The sequence below is a fragment of the Bradyrhizobium sp. IC3123 genome (assembly GCF_020193625.1).
GTDB classification, from domain to species: domain Bacteria; phylum Pseudomonadota; class Alphaproteobacteria; order Rhizobiales; family Xanthobacteraceae; genus Bradyrhizobium; species Bradyrhizobium yuanmingense.
Genome location: NZ_JADYVF010000001.1, coordinates 470,393 through 489,977, shown reverse-complemented (window position 1 = coordinate 489,977; position 19,585 = coordinate 470,393). Strand labels below are relative to the sequence as shown.

Genomic DNA, 19,585 nt, shown 5'->3' with positions numbered 1-19,585 from the left:
TTGAGTCTCGACCTTGGGCGGGACCCTTCCCTGGCCGTTGGGGCCTTTGGGAGGGGCCGTGTGGCTCCCGTGGTACATCAAAATGGGCCGGAGGCAACGGTCTAAATCGGGCCGCCTTTGGCGTACCAGCGCAAGACCGAAATGGGCCCGGCGCGCCTGCCGTGCGGCATCCCTAGGACTTTCCGGCCTTGGCCGCGTCCCGGACCAGGTCATGAATGAAGCCCAGCTTGCCGACCACCGCGGGCGACAGGATGAAGGGATAGAGGTCGCGCAGGCCCATGGCGCGGTTGACGCTGTTCATGGCGAAGGTGAAGGGCAGCCATGCGTGCACCAGCACCTCGACATCCCTGGCCTCGTACGGGTTGAAGCGGATGCGCGCCGTCAGCTCCCCGTCGCGGTCGACCTTGGGACGCACCTCCATGCCGAACTCGGCGGCCATTTCCAGGGCATCGACGATGTGGAGGTAATGCGCCCATGTCTCGGCAAAATCCTCCCACGGATGCGTCGTGGCATAGGCCGAGACGTAGTTCTGCTGCCAGTCCGGCGGCGCGCCCTCGGCATAATGGCGCTGCAGGGCCTGGCCGTAATCGGAGCTATCGTCGCCGAAGACGGCGCGGCACTGGTCGAGCTTGCCGCCATCGCGCACCAGCACATCCCAGAAGTAATGTCCGACCTCGTGGCGGAAATGCCCGAGCAGCGTCCGATAGGGCTCTCCCATCTCGAGCCGGCGCCGCTCGCGCTCGATGTCGTCGGCCTCGGTCAGCGCGATCGTGATCAGGCCGTTGTCATGGCCGGTCATGACCTTCTCGCCGCTGTGCGGATCGTCGGCGAGGAAGTTGAAGATCAAGCCATGCTCGGGATTGTCCTGGCGGGTCTGGAGCGGCAGCTTCCAGCGGATCAGGGAATAGAACAGCCGGTGTTTGGCCACCTCCAGCTCGCGCCAGCCGGCGAGCTGCGCCGGATCGGAGAGGTTCGGCACGGTCCCGTTGTGGCGACAGGCGCGGCAATAGCCGGTGCTATCGCCAGCGTCGGTCAGCCAGTTGCAGGCGTCGTACTCGGCATTCCGGCAGAGCATCCTGCTCTCGCCCTTGTCGGCGAGGATGCTCCAGGCGTCTCCGTCGGCCTCGATCGCCGACATCGTCTCCTTCTCTGGCAGGAAGGCGATCCGATGGCCGCAGCGTTCGCAGGCGCGGTTCTCGAAATAGAGGACGTTGCCGCAGGCCTGGCAGATAAAGAGCTTCAAGATTTAGCCTCGTGGGAAAGGAAAGCCTATGAGCGCGCTGGCACCTCGCGACGACGCCTCAATCCGCCGATCGTTCCAGTATTCGGAACAAATTGCCAGACCGGACGTTACCACCGCGTACTTCTCTGCGTTCAGGCGCGCGCCCCCATTTCCCGGCACCACCTGCCCTCTAAACAATGGCCATCACGCTCCGTCTGTGTGAATATCGGTCCGGCACGTGCGCACCTGCATGACAACGGCCGATGCCTTGAACGAACCCTTGCCCGAGACCATCGCCGCCGAAAGGCTGCGCCAGCACCTCGAAGACGTCGCGCGCGAGCGCGACAATGCCTATCGCGCGCTGCAGGAGCGCGAGGCCGAGCTGGCGCGCATCCAGCGCATCGGCAAGGTCGGCGGCGTCGAGGTCGATTTCCGCGAAGGCTTCAAGAACCGGCGTTCGCCCGAATATCTGATGATCCACGGCCTTCCGCCGGAAGCCGCCGAGGAGTCGCACGAGGATTGGGTCAACCGTATCCATCCCGACGACCGCGACGCCACTGTCAAGCATTTCTTCGAAGCGCTCGCCGGAGCGAGCGAGGACTATAGCGCCGAATACCGCATCATCCGCCCCAGCGACAGCGAGACCCGCTGGATCCGGGTCGTCGCAAAGATCGAGCGCGACAAGGACGGCCGCGCCATCCGGCTCGTCGGCGCTCATATCGACATGACCGATCAGGCGCTGGCGCGCGAGACGCTGCGCGAAAGCGAGGAGCGCTTCCGGCTGATCGCCGACAGCGCGCCGGTGCCGATCTGGGTCACCAAGCTCGACCGCAAGCGGTCCTTCGCCAACCAGGCCTATGTCGATTTCGTAGGGCTGCCCTACGACCAGGCCATCGACTTCGACTGGCGCAAGGTGCTGCATCCCGACGACCTGCCGCACGTGCTGCAGCAATCCGTCCAGGGTGAAGCGTCCCTCAAACCCTTCGTGCTGGAAGCGCGCTACAAGAACGCCAGCGGCGAATGGCGCTGGCTCCGCTCGGAATCGCAGCCGCGCTGGGATGCGACCGGCAAGCATATCGGCTTCATCGGCGTCGCCCACGACGTCACCGTCGCCAAGCAGGCCGAGATCGAGCTCCGGCGGCTGAACGAGACGCTGGAAGAGCGCATCGCCGAGCGCACCGCCGAGCTCGAAGCCAACGAGGCGCGGCTGCGCGCGATCCTGGAGACCAGCAATCAGTATCAGGGCCTGGTCAATCTCGAGGGCCAGCTGGTCTACGCCAACAAGACCGCGCTCGCCGGCATCAAGGCGAATTCCGCGGACGTGGTCGGAAAGCCGTTCTGGGACACACCCTGGTTCACCGGCACGGAGGGCATGAGTGCCGCCGTGCGCGAGGCCTTCGACACCGTGCTCAAGGGCGAACCCGTGCGGCTGGAGATGCGCCTGCGCCTTCCGATCGGCGAGCGCGATTTCGACTTCGGCATGCGTCCCGTGCTCGACCGCCAGGGCAACATCACCGGCGCCGTGCCCGAGGCGGTGGACATCACCGAGCGGCGCCGCGGCGAGGAAGCGCTGCGGCAGTCGCAGAAGATGGAGGCGATCGGCCAGCTCACCGGTGGCGTCGCTCACGACTTCAACAATCTTCTCACCATCATCCGCTCTGCGACCGATTTCCTGCGCCGCCGCGAGCTGCCGGAGGAGCGCCGCCGACGCTACGTCGATGCCATCTCAGACACGGTCGAGCGCGCCTCCAAGCTGACCGCGCAGCTTCTGGCCTTCGCGCGCCGGCAACCGCTGAAGCCGCAGATCTTCAACGTCGGCAGCCAGGTCGAGGGCGTGGCGCAGCTGGTGCGGCCGCTGGTCGGCGCCCGCATCGAGATCGCCGTGGAGGTTCGGGACACCGGTTGCTTCACGGTGGCCGACATCGCCCAGTTCGAGACCGCGCTGATCAATCTCGCCATCAACGCCCGCGATGCCATGGACGGCGAAGGCCGCCTCACCATCGCCGTGCGCAAGGTCTCGGGAATACCGAGCCTGCGCGCACAATCGGCGCGCCGCGGCGACTATGTCGCGATCTCCGTTACCGACACCGGCAGCGGCATCGCGCCGGAACATCTCGAACAGATCTTCGAGCCGTTCTTCACCACCAAGGAGGTCGGCAAGGGCACCGGCCTCGGGCTCAGCCAGGCCTTCGGCTTCGCAAAGCAGTCCGAGGGCGACATTGCGGTGACGAGCACGCAAGGTGAAGGTGCCACCTTCACCATCTACCTGCCGCAGGCGCAAAGCCCCACCACGGAGAAGGAAGCAGCGGCCCTGAGCCACGAGGCGGCCACGACCGGGCGTGGTTATCGCGTGCTCGTGGTCGAGGACGACGACGAGGTCGGCCGCTTCTCCACCGAGCTCCTGGAGGATCTCGGCTATGTCGTGCGCCGCGTCGCCAATGCCAACGCGGCGCTGGCGATCCTGGGCGAGAACGAATTTGCCGTCGACCTCGTGTTCTCCGACGTCATCATGCCCGGCATGAACGGGGTCGAGCTCGCCGGCATCATCCGCGAGCGCTATCCGGGCCTGCCCGTGGTGCTCACTTCCGGCTACAGCAACGTGCTCGCCGAGAACGCCCACCGCGGATTCGAGCTGATCCAGAAGCCGTATTCGGTGGAATCGCTCTCGCGCATCCTGCGCAAGGCGATCATGGAGAAGCTGTCGGTGGCAAGGTGAGTGTCACATTCGCGAGAAGCAGCCACGAATTCCAGTCCGTTGCCGCGGCAAGACTCTAGGGGAAGACAGCCGTTCCCGCATCGGTTATCGATGCCGAATGACTGACCGAACCTCAAGGACTGAACGTGCCGTCTGACGCCATCTGGGCCTGGAGCATCATTGTCGTCGCGACCGCAGGCGTCATCATCCGGCCGTTTCGCCTGCCCGAGGCGATCTGGGCCGCGATCGGCGCGAGCGCCCTGGTGCTATCAGGCTTGCTGCCGTGGCAGGACGCGCTTGTCGGCATCGAGAAGGGCCTCGACGTCTATCTCTTCCTGATCGGAATGATGCTGATCGCCGAGCTGGCGCGGCTCGAAGGCCTGTTCGATTATCTCGCCGCGCTCGCGGTGGAATACGCACGCGGCTCGCCGCAGCGGCTGTTTCTTCTTATCTATCTCGTCGGCACGCTCGTGACCGTGCTGCTTTCCAACGATGCCACCGCGATCGTGCTGACGCCGGCCGTCTATGCCGCGACGCGCGCGGCCGGCGCGAAGCCGCTGCCTTATCTGTTCGTCTGCGCCTTCATCGCCAATGCCGCGAGTTTCGTCCTGCCGATCTCCAACCCCGCCAACCTCGTCGTGTTCGGCGCGCGCATGCCGCACCTGACGGAATGGCTACGCCTGTTCGCCTTGCCCTCGGCGGCGTCGATCCTGCTGACCTACATCGTGCTGCGCCTGACCCAGCACCACGCGCTGAAGGAAGAGACGATCGCGCGCAGCGTGCCGCATCCCAAGCTCGGCCGCGGCGGCAAGCTCACCGCAGTAGGCATCGTCGCGATCGGCATCGTGCTGGTCACGGCGTCAGCGCTCGACAAGCAGCTCGGCCTGCCGACCTTCATCTGCGGCGGCATGACGGCCGCGATCGTGCTGCTGCTCAGCCGGCAATCACCCTTGCCCGTGCTGCGCGGGGTGTCCTGGAGCGTGTTGCCGCTCGTCGGCGGGCTCTTCGTCATGGTGGAGGCATTGATAAAGACCGGCGTGATCGCGCAGCTCAGCGCGTTGCTGCACCAGGCGGTGGCTCAATCGGTCCCGCAGGCGGCCTGGAGCGTGGGCATTGCCACCGCGCTCGCCGACAACATCGCCAACAATCTCCCGGTCGGCCTCGTCGCCGGCTCCGTCGCTGCCAGCGATCATCTGCCGGTGCCCGTCGTCAGCGCGATCCTGATCGGCGTCGATCTCGGCCCCAATCTGTCGGTCACCGGCTCGCTCGCCACCATCCTCTGGCTGGTTGCGCTCCGGCGCGAGAAGATCGAGGTCGGCGCCTGGCCGTTCCTCAAGCTCGGCCTGCTGGTGACGCCGCCGGCCCTGATCGCGGCGTTAGCCGCCGCGATCAGATAGCACTCATCTTCAGTCGTTCTCGTAGCCGTAGACTTCCGGCAGGATGAAGATTGCCGCGAGCAATCCGATCAGCGGGAAGATCGCGACCATCAGCGTGGCATTCGCCTGCCCGATCGCGGCGAACACCGTCGGGAACAGGAAGATCGCCAGGAACGACGGCAGCTTCACGAACATGTAGGCGAAGCCGCTGGCGGTTCCGCGATATTGCGGACGGGCGACCATGGTCGGGATGGTCATGCAGTTCGACGCGTCCCAATAATGGCCCCACAGCATGCCGGCCGCGGCGAACGGCAGCAGCATCTTGTTGTCGGTGTAGAGCGCGAACGCGGCGACCAGCAGCGATACCAGCACGATGGAGAAGCCCGCGATGGAGATCCCGCGATGGCCGATTTTCGGCGTCAGCAGCGGCCCGACCCATCCCGACAGCGCTGCGAAGGAAAACAGCGCCATCGTCACCACATTGATGCCGAGCACGCTCGAGACGCCGACCATCACGAACAGCACGGGCAGATAGAACGCGAAGGTCGAGAACTCGCTCGCCTGGGCGAAACAGGCGATCCAGCCATAGAGGGTGGCGCGCCAGCGAATCGGATCCTTCCTGAGGTCGGCGAGGAATGCGCGGGTGCTGGTCTTCGGCACCTCCACGTCCCGATCCGGCAGCATGTCGAGGTTGTCGTTGAACATCTCGCGCGCGACCTGCTTGGCCTCGCGGTAGCGGCCCTTCTGCACCAGCCACACCGCCGTCTCCGGCACGTCATGACGCATGATCAGGATGATCAGTGCCGGCACCGCGCCGAGACCAAGCGTCACGCGCCACAGCATCTCGTGGTTCATGTCGACCAGAAGGAAGATCACGATGACGCCGATGGTGAGAACTTCACCGACGGCGAACATGAACTGCCAGCGGTTGCCCATGACCTCGCGCTCGCCCTTGGCCATGGATTCCATGATGTAGGTGTAGCCGGTCGAGATGTCGGAGCCGAGCGGAATGCCGAGCAGGAAGCGGATCACGACAAGCCAGCCGACGCTGGGCACGAAGGCCTGCGCCAGCGCCAGCACGATGAACAGCACCATCGTCACCAGGAACATCACGCGGCGACCGATCTTGTCGGACAGCCAGCCACCGAGCAGCGCACCGATCAGCGCGCCGCCTTGCGTGCCGGCGGCGGCAAGGCCCAGCATCAGCGGATCGGGATTGTACTGCTCCTTGATGAAGATCAGCACGAAGGCGATCGAATAGAGGTCCCAGGCCTCGACCAGGATCGAGGCCATCATCAGCCAGCCGACCTTGTTGCCTTTGGGACTGTAGTTCGTGATGAGGTAGCGGACCGCGGCTTCGCTCGCGGTCGCCTGTGGCATCGCCATCGTTGACATTCTTCTTCCTTTCTTCAGAACTCGCTGAAGCGCGATGAGATCAGGATCTCATCGCGCTTCAGCTTGTTGTTTTGAGCATGATCTTTTCGGAGAACCGCGCACACTTTGCGCTAGCGCGGCCCTTCGGGTCCGGATCATGCTCTACGCGCCGAGCAGCGGCTCGATGCTGCAATCGAGCAGGCGCGGATCGATCCCCGCCTCCATGCCCGTAAACATCTCGCCCATGTAGTCGATCAACGCGTCGCTCGCCTTCACCGCCTCCTCGACGCGGCGGTTGGCGACGGCTGCAAGAATGGCGAGATGATGATCGATCGTGCCTGACAGATCCGCCTGCCCCGGCATGAAGCGATGGTGGATGTAGCCGATGCGCCGATACAGCGTGTGCAGCGGCCGTAGCGTGTGCACCAGGAACGGCTCGCCGGCGGCCTCCAGCACCAGCGCGTCGATGCGGCGGTCGAGATGATTGAATTCGTCGAGGGTGAGGCTCGCGCGGCGCTCGCGCAGCAGACGCTCGATGTGCATCGCCTGATTGCGATGCGACAGGCTGGCGCGATCGGCCGCGAGGCGGATCACGAAGCGTTCCATGTCGCGGCGTAAGGCCAGCAGCATGCGCTCGCGCGCCAGATCGATCGGCGCAATCTGGAGGCCGTGACGCGGCCGGATGATGATGAGGGTGTCGGCGGAGAGACGATTGACGGCGTGATGCACCGGCGTGCGCCCGAAGCCGGTGATTTGCTGCAATTCCAGCATCGTCATGAATTGTCCGGGCTTGAGCTCGCAATGAACGAGCAGCTCCTCGATCCTCTGATAAGCCAGCTCGAAGAAGTTGAGACGGTTGCGCCGGGAGGGCCTGCCCTCCCCGTCGTCGTGTCTCACCACCGCGAGTGTGCGCTTGCGCCGTGCCATGCCGTCCTCTCCCGTCAGCCGCGCTCTCGTTGCTGGGTGGCGCGTTGTTTGTGGCACCCTTAAAACATGTTGTGATATATTACAAGCAGGCGTAAGACGTCCGCGCGATCTGCAACATGTTGCAGCGCAAAATCAGACGTCGGGTGCAAAGCGCCTTTCGATGGGAGGATAGCTGCTGTGAAGATCACGTCGATCGAGACATTGCGCACCGAGGAATTTTCCAACGTCATCTGGGTCCGCATCCACACCGACACTGGTCTGATCGGTCTCGGCGAAACCTTCTATGGCGCTGGCGCGGTCGAAGCGCAGATCCACGACACCTTTGCCGGCCGCCTGCTCGGCCGCAATCCCCTGCACATCGAGGCGATCCATCGCGACATGCTGAACCTGCCGATGGCGCAGTCCTCGACCGGCGTCGAATACCGCGCGGCATCAGCGATCGACATCGCGCTGTGGGATCTGTTCGGCAAGGTCTGCGGCCAGCCGGTGCACCAGATGCTCGGCGGCCTCTGCCGCGACAAGCAGCGCATCTACAACACCTGCGCCGGCACGCAATATGTGCGCTCGACCAATATCAGCCCGGTGGCCAATTGGAATCTCGGCGCCTCCAAGGGGCCCTATGAAGATCTCGACGGCTTCATGAACCATGCCGATGCGCTCGCCGAAAGCCTGCTCGAAAGCGGCATCTGGGCGATGAAGATCTGGCCGTTCGATCCCGCCGCGCAGGAGAACAAGGGCCTCTACATCACCGCCGCACAGATGAAGCAGGCGATCGAGCCGTTCGAGAAGATCCGCAAAGCCGTCGGCGACAAGATGGAGATCATGGTCGAGCTCCATTCGCTCTGGAATCTGCCGACCGCCAAGCAGATCGCCCGTGCGCTCGAGCCCTACAAGCCGACCTGGTACGAGGACCCGATCCGGATGAACTCGCCGCAGGCGCTGGCCGAATATGCCCGCTCGACCGACGTCTGGGTCTGCGCCAGCGAGACGCTGGGCTCGCGCTTTCCCTACAAGGACATGCTCGACCGCGACGCCATGCACGTGGTGATGGCTGATCTGTGCTGGACCGGCGGTCTCACCGAAGGCCGCAAGATCGCCGCAATGGCCGAGACCTATCACCGGCCCTTTGCTCCTCACGACTGCATTGGCCCGATCGGCTTCATCGCGGCCATCCACATGTCGTTCAGCCAGCCCAACACTCTGATCCAGGAATCCGTGCGCGCTTTCTACAAGGGCTGGTACAATGAGCTCGTCACCACGATGCCCACCATCAAGGACGGCTATGTCTTCCCAATGGAAGGACCCGGCCTGGGCGTCGACCTCCTGCCTGCCGTCTTCGAGCGCACCGATCTCACCGTGCGCCGCTCCAACGTCTGAGGAATTCTTGAGATGAGCACTTCCCTCTTCGATCTCTCCGGCCGCACCGCGCTCGTGACCGGCTCCTCCCGTGGTCTCGGCCGCGCCATTGCCGAGGGCATGGCCAAGGCCGGCGCTAAGATCATCATCAACGGCGTCGATCCCAAGCGCGTCGAGCAGGCCGTCGCCGAGTTTCGCGCTGCCGGCCATCAGGCCGAAGGCGCCGCCTTTGACGTCACCGACGAGCCCGCAATCGTCGCCGCCTTCAACGAGTTCGACAGACAAGGCCTCGCCGTCGACATCCTCGTCAACAATGCCGGCATCCAGCATCGCAAGCCGCTGGTGGAGTTCACCACCGACGAATGGCGCAAGGTGATCGAGACCAACCTCACCAGCGCCTTCGTGATCGGCCGCGAGGCGGCCAAGCGCATGATCCCGCGAAAGCACGGCAAGATCATCAATATCGGCTCGCTCGGCAGCGAGCTCGCCCGCCCCACCATCGCGCCCTACACCGCGGCCAAGGGCGGCATCAAGAACCTGACCCGATCGATGGCGGTGGAATGGGCCCAGCACGGCATCCAGGCCAATGCGATCGGCCCCGGCTACATGCTCACGGACATGAACGAGGCGCTGGTCAACAACGCCGATTTCAACAATTGGCTGATGGGCCGCATTCCCTCCAAGCGCTGGGGCAAGCCGGATGAGCTGGTGGGCGCCGCCATCTTCCTCGCCTCGGATGCGTCCACCTACGTCAACGGCCAGATCATCTATATCGACGGCGGCATGATCGCCGCGATGTAATCGCCAAGACTACGAAGGAGCAAGCCATGCGCGCCGTTGTCATCCACGCCCCGAAGGACCTACGGATCGACAATTATGCCGATCCGGCGCCCGGTCCAGGCGAGGTCCGCGTCAAGATCGCCAATGGCGGAATCTGCGGCTCCGATCTGCACTACTATCATCACGGCGGCTTCGGTGTCGTGCGGATCCAGCAACCGATGGCGCTGGGCCACGAGATCGCCGGCGTCGTCGCTGACGTCGGTGACGGCGTCGCCAATGTGAGGCCGGGCACGCGCGTCGCGGTCAACCCGAGCAGACCGTGCGGGGCTTGCCTGCATTGCCAGGAAGGCATGCGCAACCAGTGCCTCGACATGCGCTTCCTCGGGAGCGCGATGCGCTTTCCCCATGTGCAGGGCGGCTTTCGCGAGTTCATCACCGTCGACGCCACGCAGGCTGTGCCGATCTCGGACAAGCTGTCGCTGGCGGAAGCTGCGGTCGCCGAGCCGCTTGCGGTGTGCCTGCATGCCGGCAAGCAGGCCGGCCCCCTGCTCGGCAAGCGCGTGCTGATCACCGGCTGCGGCCCGATCGGCGCGCTGATGATTTTGGTCTCGCGCTTCGGCGGCGCGTCGGAGATCGTCGTCACCGACGTGGCCGACGCCCCGCTCGCGGTCGCCAAGAAGCTCGGCGCCACGCATGCGATCAACGTCGCGACCAATGCCACTGCGCTCGATCCCTGGCGCGCCGGCAAGGGCGTGTTCGACACGCTGTTCGAGGCCTCCGGCAACCAGGCCGCGCTCCGCACCGCGCTCGACGTGCTCAGGCCCGGTGCGACGCTGGTGCAGCTCGGCCTCGGCGGCGAGATGACGCTGCCGATCAACTCCATCGTCGCCAAGGAACTGCAGCTGCGCGGCACGTTCCGCTTCGATCCCGAGTTCGAGCTGGCGGTGCGCCTGATGGGCGAAGGCCTGATTGACGTCAAGCCGCTGATCACGGCCACCATGCCGTTCGAGAACGCCGTCGCCGCCTTCGAGCTCGCCACCGACCGCTCGCAATCAATGAAGGTGCAGCTTACTTTCTAGCAGCCTCGGTGGCCTGCTGACTCTCGATTAGCCGCTCTCGGACCAGCCGCACGGCTCCGCGCTTCCACGAATAGTCCGCACCGAGGCGCAGGCCGCTGTCGCCGCGCGCCAGTACCGCGCCGGTCCTGGCATCGCGCACCTGGAAGCCGAGCGTGTATTCGGTGCGGCTGACGCGGCGCACCACGCCGATCAGTGATTGGTCCGCGCCGAGCTTGCGCGCAATGGAGACCTCGCAGCCGCCGCAATCCCGCAAAGCGCCGGCCTTCCCCGCCTCTGCGCCGACCTCGACGATGCGATAGCGGCCGGATTGGCCGAGCGCCTCGCGCACACCGCCAGTGACCTCCGCGAGATATGACGCATCCGACGCACCGGACGTCCCCGCTGAGGCGGCCGTCATGTCCTCGAGCTCGAAATCGAACACGGCAAGCGCGACCGGCGCAGGCGTGCCGAGCGCGGCCATGACCTCGCGAGACACGAACATCTGGGCGCGCTCCCATGCCTCGTCATTGTCGCCGCGGAAGCTGTAGAGCTTGTCCAGCACAAGCGTCTTGGCGCCGACGTCGATAACGGCGACCTTGGCCCATTGCACCAGCGTGCTCGTCTTCTGAATGCCGCCGACCACCTTGAACACCGCTCCGTCTTGGACGGATCGCACCAAGCGGTAGCGCTGGTCTGCCTCGATGTCCCTTCGAAGCGCGGCCATGAACGCCGCCAGCCGCCGCTCGTGGGCCGCGGTCTGGTCGGTCGGCTCGCCCGAAGTGTCGGTGTAGCTGAAATCGTCCATGGCGACGCCGATGGCGGCCTGCGCAGCGAGGGGCGAGCAAGAGAGGACGAGGAGGAGACAGGCGGAGAGAACAAGGCGGCAGCGGTGCATGAACGAACCTCGTGGATGGGACGAAAATCTGGACGGGCCGCCTCAGGCCCCGCAGCTGCCACTATCCCGACCAATGCCGGGAAATTTTCACGACATTGCGGTGCGGCAAGTCGGGAACGCTTCCCGCCGCCGGCGTTCTGCCCTTTAATGAGGCGCGACAAGCCCGTTCGCACCAGGTGCAAGCCGATGTGGAATCGCCCGAGATTCGATCTCAAGGTCCGTCTGACGCTGCGCGTGGCGGCGATATCGGCTGCCTGCTTCGCCGTGATATCGACCTATTTCCTCGTCACCGCCGATAGCGCCGCGCATGCGCGCATCGACGGGATCGCCGCCATCGTGGCCAAGACGCTGGAGCTGCAGCAAGGCAAGGTGCAGTGGGCGGCGAGCCCTCGCTCGGACTTTCCGGACCTCGACCCGGTGTCGGCCCATGTGATGACGCCCGGCCTCTGCCTCGGCTTCCGCAGCGCGAGCGGCGACATGCTGCAGCGCTTTTGTAGCGGCGCGCCTGCCCCGGCGAGCCCGCCGCCGCAAGCCTTCTCCGCCTTCTATCGCAGCCTGTTCGACCCCGGCCGCGAGGCGGCGCGGCCCGTGATCGTGCGCGGAACCAAACTCGGCGAGACCGTGGTCTCGATCGACCCGGCGGTGCAGACGGCAGAGGCCTGGCATGAGGCCGGCCGCCTGATGATCGCGCTTGCGATCGCGCTGCCGCTGCTCTGTGCGCTGGTCTATGCCGCACTGGCCCGTGCCCTGCGCCCCACCCGCATGATCGGCAGCGGCCTCGAACGCATCGCCGCCGGCGACCTCACCACGCGGCTGCCGCCGTTCGATCTCGCCGAGCTCTCCGCCATCCGCGACGTCTTCAACCACCTCGCCGAAAGCCTCGACACTGCGCTTGCCGAGCGCAACGAGCTGACGCGGAAGCTGATCGCGCTCCAGGACGAGGAGCGCCGCCATCTCGCCCGCGAACTGCACGACGAATTCGGCCAGTCCCTCGCCGCGATCCGCGCGCTGGCCGCATCCGCCCGCCAGACTGCGGCGCAGGACTGTCCCGACCTGCTCGGCGAATGCGACAGCATCGCCCGCACCGCGACAGGCATGATGGAGACGCTGCGCGGCGCGTTGTTCCGGCTGCGGCCGCCCGATGTCGAGGAGCTCGGCCTGGTCGCCAGTCTCGAAGGCCTGATCTCGGGGTGGAACGGCCGCAGCCGCGGCCAGCCGCGCTTCGAGATCCGGTTCGACGGCGCCTTCGACAGCGTGCCCGCCTCCGTCAGTGCCAACCTGTACCGCATCGTGCAGGAGGCACTCACCAACGCGGCCAAGCATGCCGGTGCAACGAAGGTTAGCCTGCATTTGACCATGGCCGACAGCGAGATTGCTCTCGTGGTCGAGGACGACGGCCGCCCGAACGAGGCTTCCGCAAAATCGGGCATGGGCCTGCTGGGCATGCGCGAGCGCGTCGCCGCGCTTCGCGGCCGGATCAGCTTCGAGACCGGCCTTCAGGGCTCCTCGCTGCGCGTATTCATTCCGCTCCCGGCTGCCGCCTCTGAGGCCCTGGAGCACGCTGCATGAGCGCAGCGGATGCAACCATCCTGCTGGTCGACGACCATTCCGTCGTCCGCGAGGGCTATCGCTCGGTGCTGCAGAAGCAGCCGGGCCTGCGCGTCGTCGCTGAGGCGGCCGACGGAGCGGAAGCCTATCGCCTCTACAAATCCGAGACGCCCGACCTCGTCATCATGGACCTCAGCATGCCCGGCATAGGCGGCATCGAGGCCGTCAGGCGGATCAGGCAGTGGGACAAGGCGGCACGGATTCTCGTTTTCACCATGCACGAGAACGCCGGCTTCGCCGTGCAGGCGATCCGCGCCGGCGCACGGGGTTACGTCACCAAGACCAGCCCGCCCGAGACCCTGGTGCGCGCGGTCAAGGACGTGCTCGCCGGCAAGATCGCCATCAGCCCCGACATCGACCACGAGCTTGCGCTGAGCCGCATCAGCGGCGAGAGCTCGGCCGCCGACGTGCTGACGCCACGCGAGTTCGAGGTGCTGCGGCTGCTGCTCGCCGAGAACACGACGGAAGAGATCGCCGAGACGCTGCATGTCAGCCCGAAGACGGTGGCGAACCTGCACTCGCTGATCAAGGACAAGCTCGGCGTCGGCTCCGACATCGAGCTGGTCCGCCTAGCGCTGCGCCAGGGCATCTTGACCGAGGTCGATCTCGGCGATGCCTGATCGCGGCGTCGCCGCAGATCACTCACGCGCGACCACCGAGTCCAGCCACGCGCAATTGAGCGGCGGCACGCGCGGATCGGCGACGCGCACGCCGCGGGCAGCCGCGTCGAGCCGCATGTCGCGCAATCGCGTGCGCTGCTCTTCCGGCATATGCAGCCGCTCGTGGCCCCACAGGGAGGGCCCATCAAAGGTCTCGTGCGGCTGCCAGGTCTCGGGATCGATGACGCGTCCGCCCCAGCCATATTCGATGAAGAAGCCGGACGGCGTATTCACGTAGAACGAGGTCATGTGATCATTGGTGTGCCGGCCCAGCGTGTAGGCGATGCGTCCCTCGTCCATCTGCGCGAGATCGTAGCCCTGCCCGACATCATCGAGGCAGCCGAGCTCGACCATGAAGTGATGCATCGCCTTCCGCCCCGAGCCGACCATCGCAAAGGAGTGGTGGCGGCCGTTGACGTGGAAGAAATAAAGCCCGTAAGGCTTCAGCCCGAAATCGGAGACGTGAAAGCCGAGCACGTCGCGATAGAACGGCAACAGCGGCTCCACGTCCTCCACATTGAGCACGACATGCCCCATGCCGAGCGCGCCGGTGCGGAAGCCCGAGATCGGGCGACCCGGCCTGAACGGCTCGCTCGCAAGCTCCGGCTTGCAAAAGGCCTCCAGCCGGTTGCCGGCGGGGTCAGTGAACGCGATCAGCTCGGCGACATGCCGCTCGTCAGCGAGTGCGCGCGAACCTCGGACCACCCTGATGCCATGGCTTTCGAGCCGTCCTGCCAGCTTATCCAGTTCGACGGTCGAAGGAACTTCCCATCCCATCATCGCAAGGCCGGCATCGCTGCCGCCGTCGACGATCAGCCGCTGCTTGCGGTCGTCCATGCGGAAGGCCCGCATCTTGCCGCCGCGATCGACCTGCTGCATGCCGAGCAGCCCGGTCGCCATCCGGCTCCACTGATCGAGCTGGGATGAACTGATTCCGATATAGCCGAGCGCTGCGATTTCCATCGAATTCCTCCCGGAGGCATCGCGGTCGCCGTACTGCGGCGAGCTTGATACCGGCCGCGCGCGATCCTACGGTGGCGTTCCGCAATCGCCTCGCGTTCGCAACGACAATAAGCGCGCCGCGATGTGCCACAAGGGAGGAAATAGGAAGTGTCCAAGGAGCGGACGCGGAACGGCCAGCCTCGGCAGTCTGAGGGCGTCCGTGCCTTCAAGCGCGGGCTCGACGTGCTGCACGAGGTCAACCGCTCCGGCGGCATCCGCGCCGGCGACGTCGCCCGTGCGCTCGACCTGCCCCGACCCACCGTCTACCGCCTCCTCGAAACCCTGGAGGAGCTCGGCTATATCGCCCGCAGCGCCAGCGACGACCGATTTCGGGTCACCCGGCGTGCCCTAAGCCTCGGCGACGGCTACGATCCCGGCGTGGTGATCTGCCAGGCGGCGGCGCCTTATCTCGCCGATCTCAGCAAGAAGCTGGTCTGGCCGGTCGATCTCTCGACTTACGAGAACGCGGCGATGGTGGTGCAGGAGACCACCCACTCTCGCAGCCCGCTCTCGATCGACCGCGGCATGATCGGCAAGCGCCTGCCGATGCTGCGCACGTCTGCGGGCCGCGCCTATCTCGCCGCCTGCCCTGCGCGCGAACGCGATCTCATCATCAATCATCTCCGCCGCATCGATGAGGCCGACGACCGCCCCTTCCTCGACCAGGGCCGGCTCGACCGCATGATCGCCGAGACCGCGGCGCGAGGTTACGCGATCCGAACCGAGGGCGAATACAATCCCAAGACGGCTTCGATTGCCGTTGCCATCGTGCGGGACGGCGCCGTATTCGGCTGCATCTCGATCATCTGGATCCGCTCGGCGCTTGGGATCGAGGAAGCGGTCGCGCAGTTTGCGAGCCAGCTGCTGGAAACGGCGTCGGCCATTCCTGTTGCGGAATAGAGGCCGTCCGCTGGGCGGACACTTGCCGCGCCGGCGTTGATGCGCCGGCCCTGCTTGGGGAAGAGATACCCCATGCAAGATAAATCCACCCCGGAAGAGTTTGACGTCGTGATCGTCGGCCGCGGGCCGGTGGGCGCCACGCTCGCCAACCTGCTCGGCCTGTGCGGCGTGCGGACTCTGGTGCTGGAGCGCGAGGCGCGAACCTATCATCTGCCGCGCGCGGTGCATTTCGACGATGAATGCATGCGCGTGTTCCAGACCATCGGGCTTGCCGAGGCGATCCTGCCGCACGTCATTCTCAGTCCCGGCATGCTGTTTCTCGATGCAGCCGGCCGCATGCTGCTGGACTGGTCCCGTCCGCAAACGCTGACGCCGATGGGCTGGCATCTCAGCTACCGCTTCCACCAGCCGGATCTGGAGGACGCGTTGATCGGTGGCCTCGCCCGCTGGCCGCACGTCACCTTGCGCAACCGCTGCGAGGTGTTCGCGCTCGATCAGGACGAGCACGGCGTGCGCGTCCGCTGCGAAGACCTCTCTAACGGGAGGCTCAGCGAGGTCCGAACCGCCTACGTGATCGGCTGCGACGGCGCCCGCTCCCTAGTGCGCCGCTTCATCGGTTCGGGCATGGACGACCTCGGCTTCCACGAGCGCTGGCTCGTGATCGACGTCCTGCTCAAGCGCGTGCGCGACGACCTCGGTGATTACAGCCTTCAGCACTGCGATCCCAGCCGGCCCGCGACTTACGTGCGCGGCACCGGCACGCGGCGCCGCTGGGAGATCACGGTTCTCCCGGACGAGGATTCGCAGGACGTTGCGCAACCCGCGAAGGTCTGGGAGCTGCTGTCGCGCTGGATCACGCCCGCCGATGCCGAGATCGAGCGCGCCGCGGTCTACACGTTCCATTCGGTCATCGCGCAGCAATGGCGGAACGGGCGATTGCTGCTCGCGGGCGATTCTGCGCACCAGACCCCGCCGTTCCTCGGCCAGGGCATGTGCGCCGGCATTCGCGATGCCGCCAACCTCGCCTGGAAGCTGGCGAGCGTGATCCGCGAAGGCGCCGCGCCCGATCTGCTCGACACCTATCAGAGCGAACGGCTGCCGCATGTGCGCGCGTTCATCGAGCTCGCCATTCGCCTCGGCGGTGTCATCAACACCAAGGCGATCGAGGCCGGCCTTGCCGCCGGCGAAGCGCGCGAGAACGCGCCGGTCAAGCTGGACGTGAAGAAGCCCCTGCTCGGCCCCGGACTAGTGTTCGGCGACCTGCCGCTCGCCGGACATCTCGCGCCGCAGTTCACGTTGACCGACGCCAGCCGCAGCGATGACCGGACCGGCTACAACCACGTGCTGCTCGTCGAGACGGCGGCGGCACTCTCATCGCGTCTCGCGCTGTCGCGGACGGGGATCAAGATCCTGACCAGCGACGATGCCAACGATCTTGGGCCCTGGCTGCGCGAGCACGGCATCATCGCCGCACTGGTTCGTCCCGACCGTTACATCCGCGGCTCCGCCCGCAACGAGGCCGAGCTCGACCGCCTCATCGCCGCCATCGCGCCTCCAACCCAAATTCCTTCAGCCCAAGCGCCCTCCGCGGCCTGACCGAACCGTGTCAAGGACATTTCATGAAGCTGCTCTCATTCAGTGTGGACGGACGCCCCTCCTTCGGCGCCGTCAAGGACAACGGCGTCGTCGATCTCGGCGCGCGGATGGCGGCGTGCACCACGCTGCGGGAGCTGCTCGAAGCCGGTCAGCTCGCCGAGGCGGCAAGGCTGGCCGCCTCCGCGGCCCCTGATCATCCGCTCGACAAGATCAACTTCGCGCCCGTGATTCCCGATCCCGGCAAGATCATCTGCGTCGGCCTCAACTATCGCGATCACGTCGCCGAGACCGGCCGCACCGTCACCGAAAAGCCGGCGCTGTTTGCGCGCTTCGCCTGTAGCCAGGTCGGCCATCTCCAGCCCATCGTCAAACCTGGGGTGAGCGACGACTTCGACTACGAAGGCGAGCTCGCGCTCGTCATCGGCAAGGCGGGCCGTCACATCCCCCCTGGCCGCGCGCTCGACCACGTCGCCGGCTATTCCTGCTACAACGAAGGCAGCATCCGCGACTGGCAGCGCCACACCAGCCAATTCCTCGCCGGGAAGACCTTTGCCGAGAGCGGCAGTTTCGGTCCGTGGCTGGTGACGACCGACGAGATTCCGGATCCGTCGAAGCTCACCTTGCAGACAAGGCTCAACGGCAACGTCGTGCAGAACACCACGACGAATCTCCTGATCACAGCCATCCCCGAGCTGATCGCCTACATCTCCACCATCTGTCCGCTCCTGCCCGGCGACGTCATCGTCACGGGCACGCCGGGCGGTGTCGGCGCCAAGCGCACGCCGCCGCTGTGGATGCGCCCCGGCGACACCGTCGAGGTCGAGATCTCCGGCATCGGCACCCTGCGCAACACGGTGATCGCCGAACCGGCCTGACCGTCAACATCGATCAATCAACGATAACATCAAGGAAACGCCATGGGCACGACCCGCGCCACCTCCGCCGCCACCCTCCTGATCGCACTTGCGCTCGCGCCCCTCCCCGCGCGGGCCGAGATCAAAGGCGAGGCCATCCGCATCGGCGTCCTCACCGACATGAACGGCGTGTTTGCAACCGCCATGGGTCCGGGCTCGGTCGAAGCGGCGCGAATGGCCGCCGAGGAGTTCGGCGGCAAGATCAACGGCAAGCCGATCGAGATCTTGCAGGCCGATCACCAGAACAAGCCGGATCTCGCCGCATCGCTGGCGCGAAAATGGTTCAGCGACGGCGTCCAGGCCGTCGCCGATGGCGGCAGCTCCGGCGCAGCGCTGGCGGTGCAGGAGCTGGTGCGCGGCAACGGCAAGATATTCCTCATCTCCGGCGCCGGCGCGAACCGACTGACCGATGAAGCGTGCGCGCCGACCAGCGTGCAATGGACCCAGGACGCCTATTCCACCGCGACCGCCGTGGTCTCCGGCATCATGCAGACCAGCAAGGAGCCCTGGTTCTTCATCACCGGCGACTACGCCTTCGGCCATTCGATCGAGGTGACCGCGCGCGAGCGCATCGCCGCACTCGGCGGCAAGGTCGCCGGCAGCGTCAAGGCGCAGCTCGGCACGCCCGATTACAGCTCATTCCTACTCCAGGCGCAGTCGTCGGGCGCCAAGATCCTGGCCATCAACGTTGCCGGCGACAACGCGACCGCGATCAAGCAGGCCGAGGAGTTCGGCCTCGCCAGCCAAGGCATGAAGATCGTGCCGATGTCGTTCCAGAACGTCGACATCGAGGCGGTTGGGCTCAAAGCGACGCGCGGTGATCTCATCGTCACCTCCTTCTTCGAGGATGTCTCGCCGGCCGCCCGGAGATTCTCCGATGCATTCTATGCTCGCCGCAAGGCGATGCCCTCGCAGATCCAGGCCGGCGTCTATTCCGCCGTGCGCCACTATCTGCAGGCCGTGAAGGACACCGGTTCCGACGAGGGCGCCGTCGTGATGGCCAAAATGAAGGCAACGCCGGTGTCGGACGCCTACACCCCCAACGGCCGCATTCGCGAGGACCAACGCATGGTGCACGATCTCTATCTGGTGCAGGTCAAGACGCCGGAGGAATCCAAGGGCCCGTGGGACTTCGTCAAGCTCGTCGCGACGATCCCGCCCGACCAGGCCTTCCGCCCGCTCGATCGCAGCAAATGCAGCCTGGTCGGCAAATAAAGCCTCTG

General features: G+C 65.8%; 16 protein-coding genes. 11 read left to right on the top strand and 5 right to left on the bottom strand.

Annotated features, from left to right (window positions below; translation table 11 throughout):
- Positions 1-172: 172 nt before the first annotated feature.
- A complete protein-coding gene (locus I6F20_RS02565; protein ID WP_225124983.1) occupies positions 173-1,243 on the bottom strand; it encodes a zinc-binding metallopeptidase family protein in 1,071 nt (356 codons plus the stop codon).
- A 217-nt stretch (positions 1,244-1,460) separates the two neighbouring features.
- Here I6F20_RS02565 and I6F20_RS02560 point away from each other — a divergent pair, with 217 nt between their 5' ends.
- A complete protein-coding gene (locus I6F20_RS02560) occupies positions 1,461-3,938 on the top strand; it encodes a hybrid sensor histidine kinase/response regulator (RefSeq protein WP_036029124.1) in 2,478 nt (825 codons plus the stop codon).
- A 125-nt stretch (positions 3,939-4,063) separates the two neighbouring features.
- Complete coding sequence (locus I6F20_RS02555; RefSeq protein WP_225124981.1) at positions 4,064-5,314, top strand: arsenic transporter; 1,251 nt, start codon at positions 4,064-4,066, stop codon at positions 5,312-5,314.
- 9 nt (positions 5,315-5,323) lie between these two features.
- Here the strand turns inward: I6F20_RS02555 and I6F20_RS02550 are convergent, their stop codons facing one another.
- Both I6F20_RS02550 and I6F20_RS02545 read right to left on the bottom strand, forming a co-directional pair.
- Positions 5,324-6,688 (bottom strand): MFS transporter, encoded by a 1,365-nt coding sequence (locus I6F20_RS02550; RefSeq protein ID WP_346275341.1) that lies wholly within the window; start codon positions 6,686-6,688, stop codon positions 5,324-5,326.
- Positions 6,689-6,829: 141 nt separating this feature from the next.
- Positions 6,830-7,594 carry a GntR family transcriptional regulator gene (locus tag I6F20_RS02545; protein WP_225124977.1) on the bottom strand — a complete coding sequence of 255 codons (765 nt, stop codon included), beginning with the start codon at positions 7,592-7,594 and terminating at the stop codon, positions 6,830-6,832.
- A gap of 177 nt (positions 7,595-7,771) precedes the next feature.
- Between I6F20_RS02545 and I6F20_RS02540 the strand changes: the two genes are divergently transcribed.
- The 3 genes from I6F20_RS02540 to I6F20_RS02530 are packed head-to-tail and all read left to right on the top strand — an operon-like array spanning position 7,772 to position 10,809.
- The gene (locus tag I6F20_RS02540; RefSeq protein WP_225124975.1) at positions 7,772-8,971 is read left to right on the top strand and encodes a mandelate racemase/muconate lactonizing enzyme family protein; all 1,200 of its coding nucleotides are present in this window, start codon (positions 7,772-7,774) and stop codon (positions 8,969-8,971) included.
- Between the two features lie 12 nt (positions 8,972-8,983).
- The gene (locus I6F20_RS02535; protein WP_225124973.1) at positions 8,984-9,751 is read left to right on the top strand and encodes a glucose 1-dehydrogenase; all 768 of its coding nucleotides are present in this window, start codon (positions 8,984-8,986) and stop codon (positions 9,749-9,751) included.
- Between the two features lie 26 nt (positions 9,752-9,777).
- Positions 9,778-10,809, top strand: a complete 1,032-nt coding sequence (locus I6F20_RS02530; RefSeq protein ID WP_225124971.1) for an L-idonate 5-dehydrogenase — start codon at positions 9,778-9,780, stop codon at positions 10,807-10,809.
- Here the strand turns inward: I6F20_RS02530 and I6F20_RS02525 are convergent.
- Positions 10,799-11,683: a DUF3280 domain-containing protein gene (locus tag I6F20_RS02525; protein WP_225124969.1), complete on the bottom strand. Its 885-nt coding sequence runs from the start codon at positions 11,681-11,683 to the stop codon at positions 10,799-10,801. The two genes, I6F20_RS02530 and I6F20_RS02525, sit on opposite strands and share 11 nt — an antisense overlap.
- Positions 11,684-11,869: 186 nt before the next feature.
- Between I6F20_RS02525 and I6F20_RS02520 the strand changes: the two genes are divergently transcribed.
- Both I6F20_RS02520 and I6F20_RS02515 read left to right on the top strand, forming a co-directional pair.
- Positions 11,870-13,252: a sensor histidine kinase gene (locus I6F20_RS02520; RefSeq protein WP_225114973.1), complete on the top strand. Its 1,383-nt coding sequence runs from the start codon at positions 11,870-11,872 to the stop codon at positions 13,250-13,252.
- On the top strand, positions 13,249-13,911 hold the full coding sequence (locus I6F20_RS02515) for a response regulator (RefSeq protein WP_225124968.1): 663 nt from the start codon (positions 13,249-13,251) through the stop codon (positions 13,909-13,911). Before I6F20_RS02520 ends, I6F20_RS02515 begins: the two co-directional genes overlap by 4 nt.
- Before the next feature lie 18 nt (positions 13,912-13,929).
- Here the strand turns inward: I6F20_RS02515 and I6F20_RS02510 are convergent, their stop codons facing one another.
- Entirely contained in the window at positions 13,930-14,913 is a 984-nt protein-coding gene (locus tag I6F20_RS02510; RefSeq protein WP_225124965.1) for a VOC family protein, read from the bottom strand.
- Between the two features lie 147 nt (positions 14,914-15,060).
- On the opposite strand from I6F20_RS02510, the gene I6F20_RS02505 reads away from it, so the two are divergent.
- The 4 genes from I6F20_RS02505 to I6F20_RS02490 all read left to right on the top strand — a co-directional run bounded on the left by I6F20_RS02505 (position 15,061) and on the right by I6F20_RS02490 (position 19,577).
- A complete protein-coding gene (locus I6F20_RS02505; protein WP_036029106.1) occupies positions 15,061-15,852 on the top strand; it encodes a DNA-binding transcriptional regulator in 792 nt (263 codons plus the stop codon).
- Positions 15,853-15,924: 72 nt separating this feature from the next.
- Entirely contained in the window at positions 15,925-17,448 is a 1,524-nt protein-coding gene (gene mhpA / locus I6F20_RS02500) for a bifunctional 3-(3-hydroxy-phenyl)propionate/3-hydroxycinnamic acid hydroxylase MhpA (RefSeq protein WP_225124963.1), read from the top strand.
- 23 nt (positions 17,449-17,471) lie between these two features.
- Positions 17,472-18,323, top strand: a complete 852-nt coding sequence (locus tag I6F20_RS02495; protein ID WP_225124960.1) for a fumarylacetoacetate hydrolase family protein — start codon at positions 17,472-17,474, stop codon at positions 18,321-18,323.
- A gap of 42 nt (positions 18,324-18,365) precedes the next feature.
- Positions 18,366-19,577, top strand: a complete 1,212-nt coding sequence (locus I6F20_RS02490; protein ID WP_225124959.1) for an ABC transporter substrate-binding protein — start codon at positions 18,366-18,368, stop codon at positions 19,575-19,577.
- Positions 19,578-19,585: the final 8 nt, after the last annotated feature.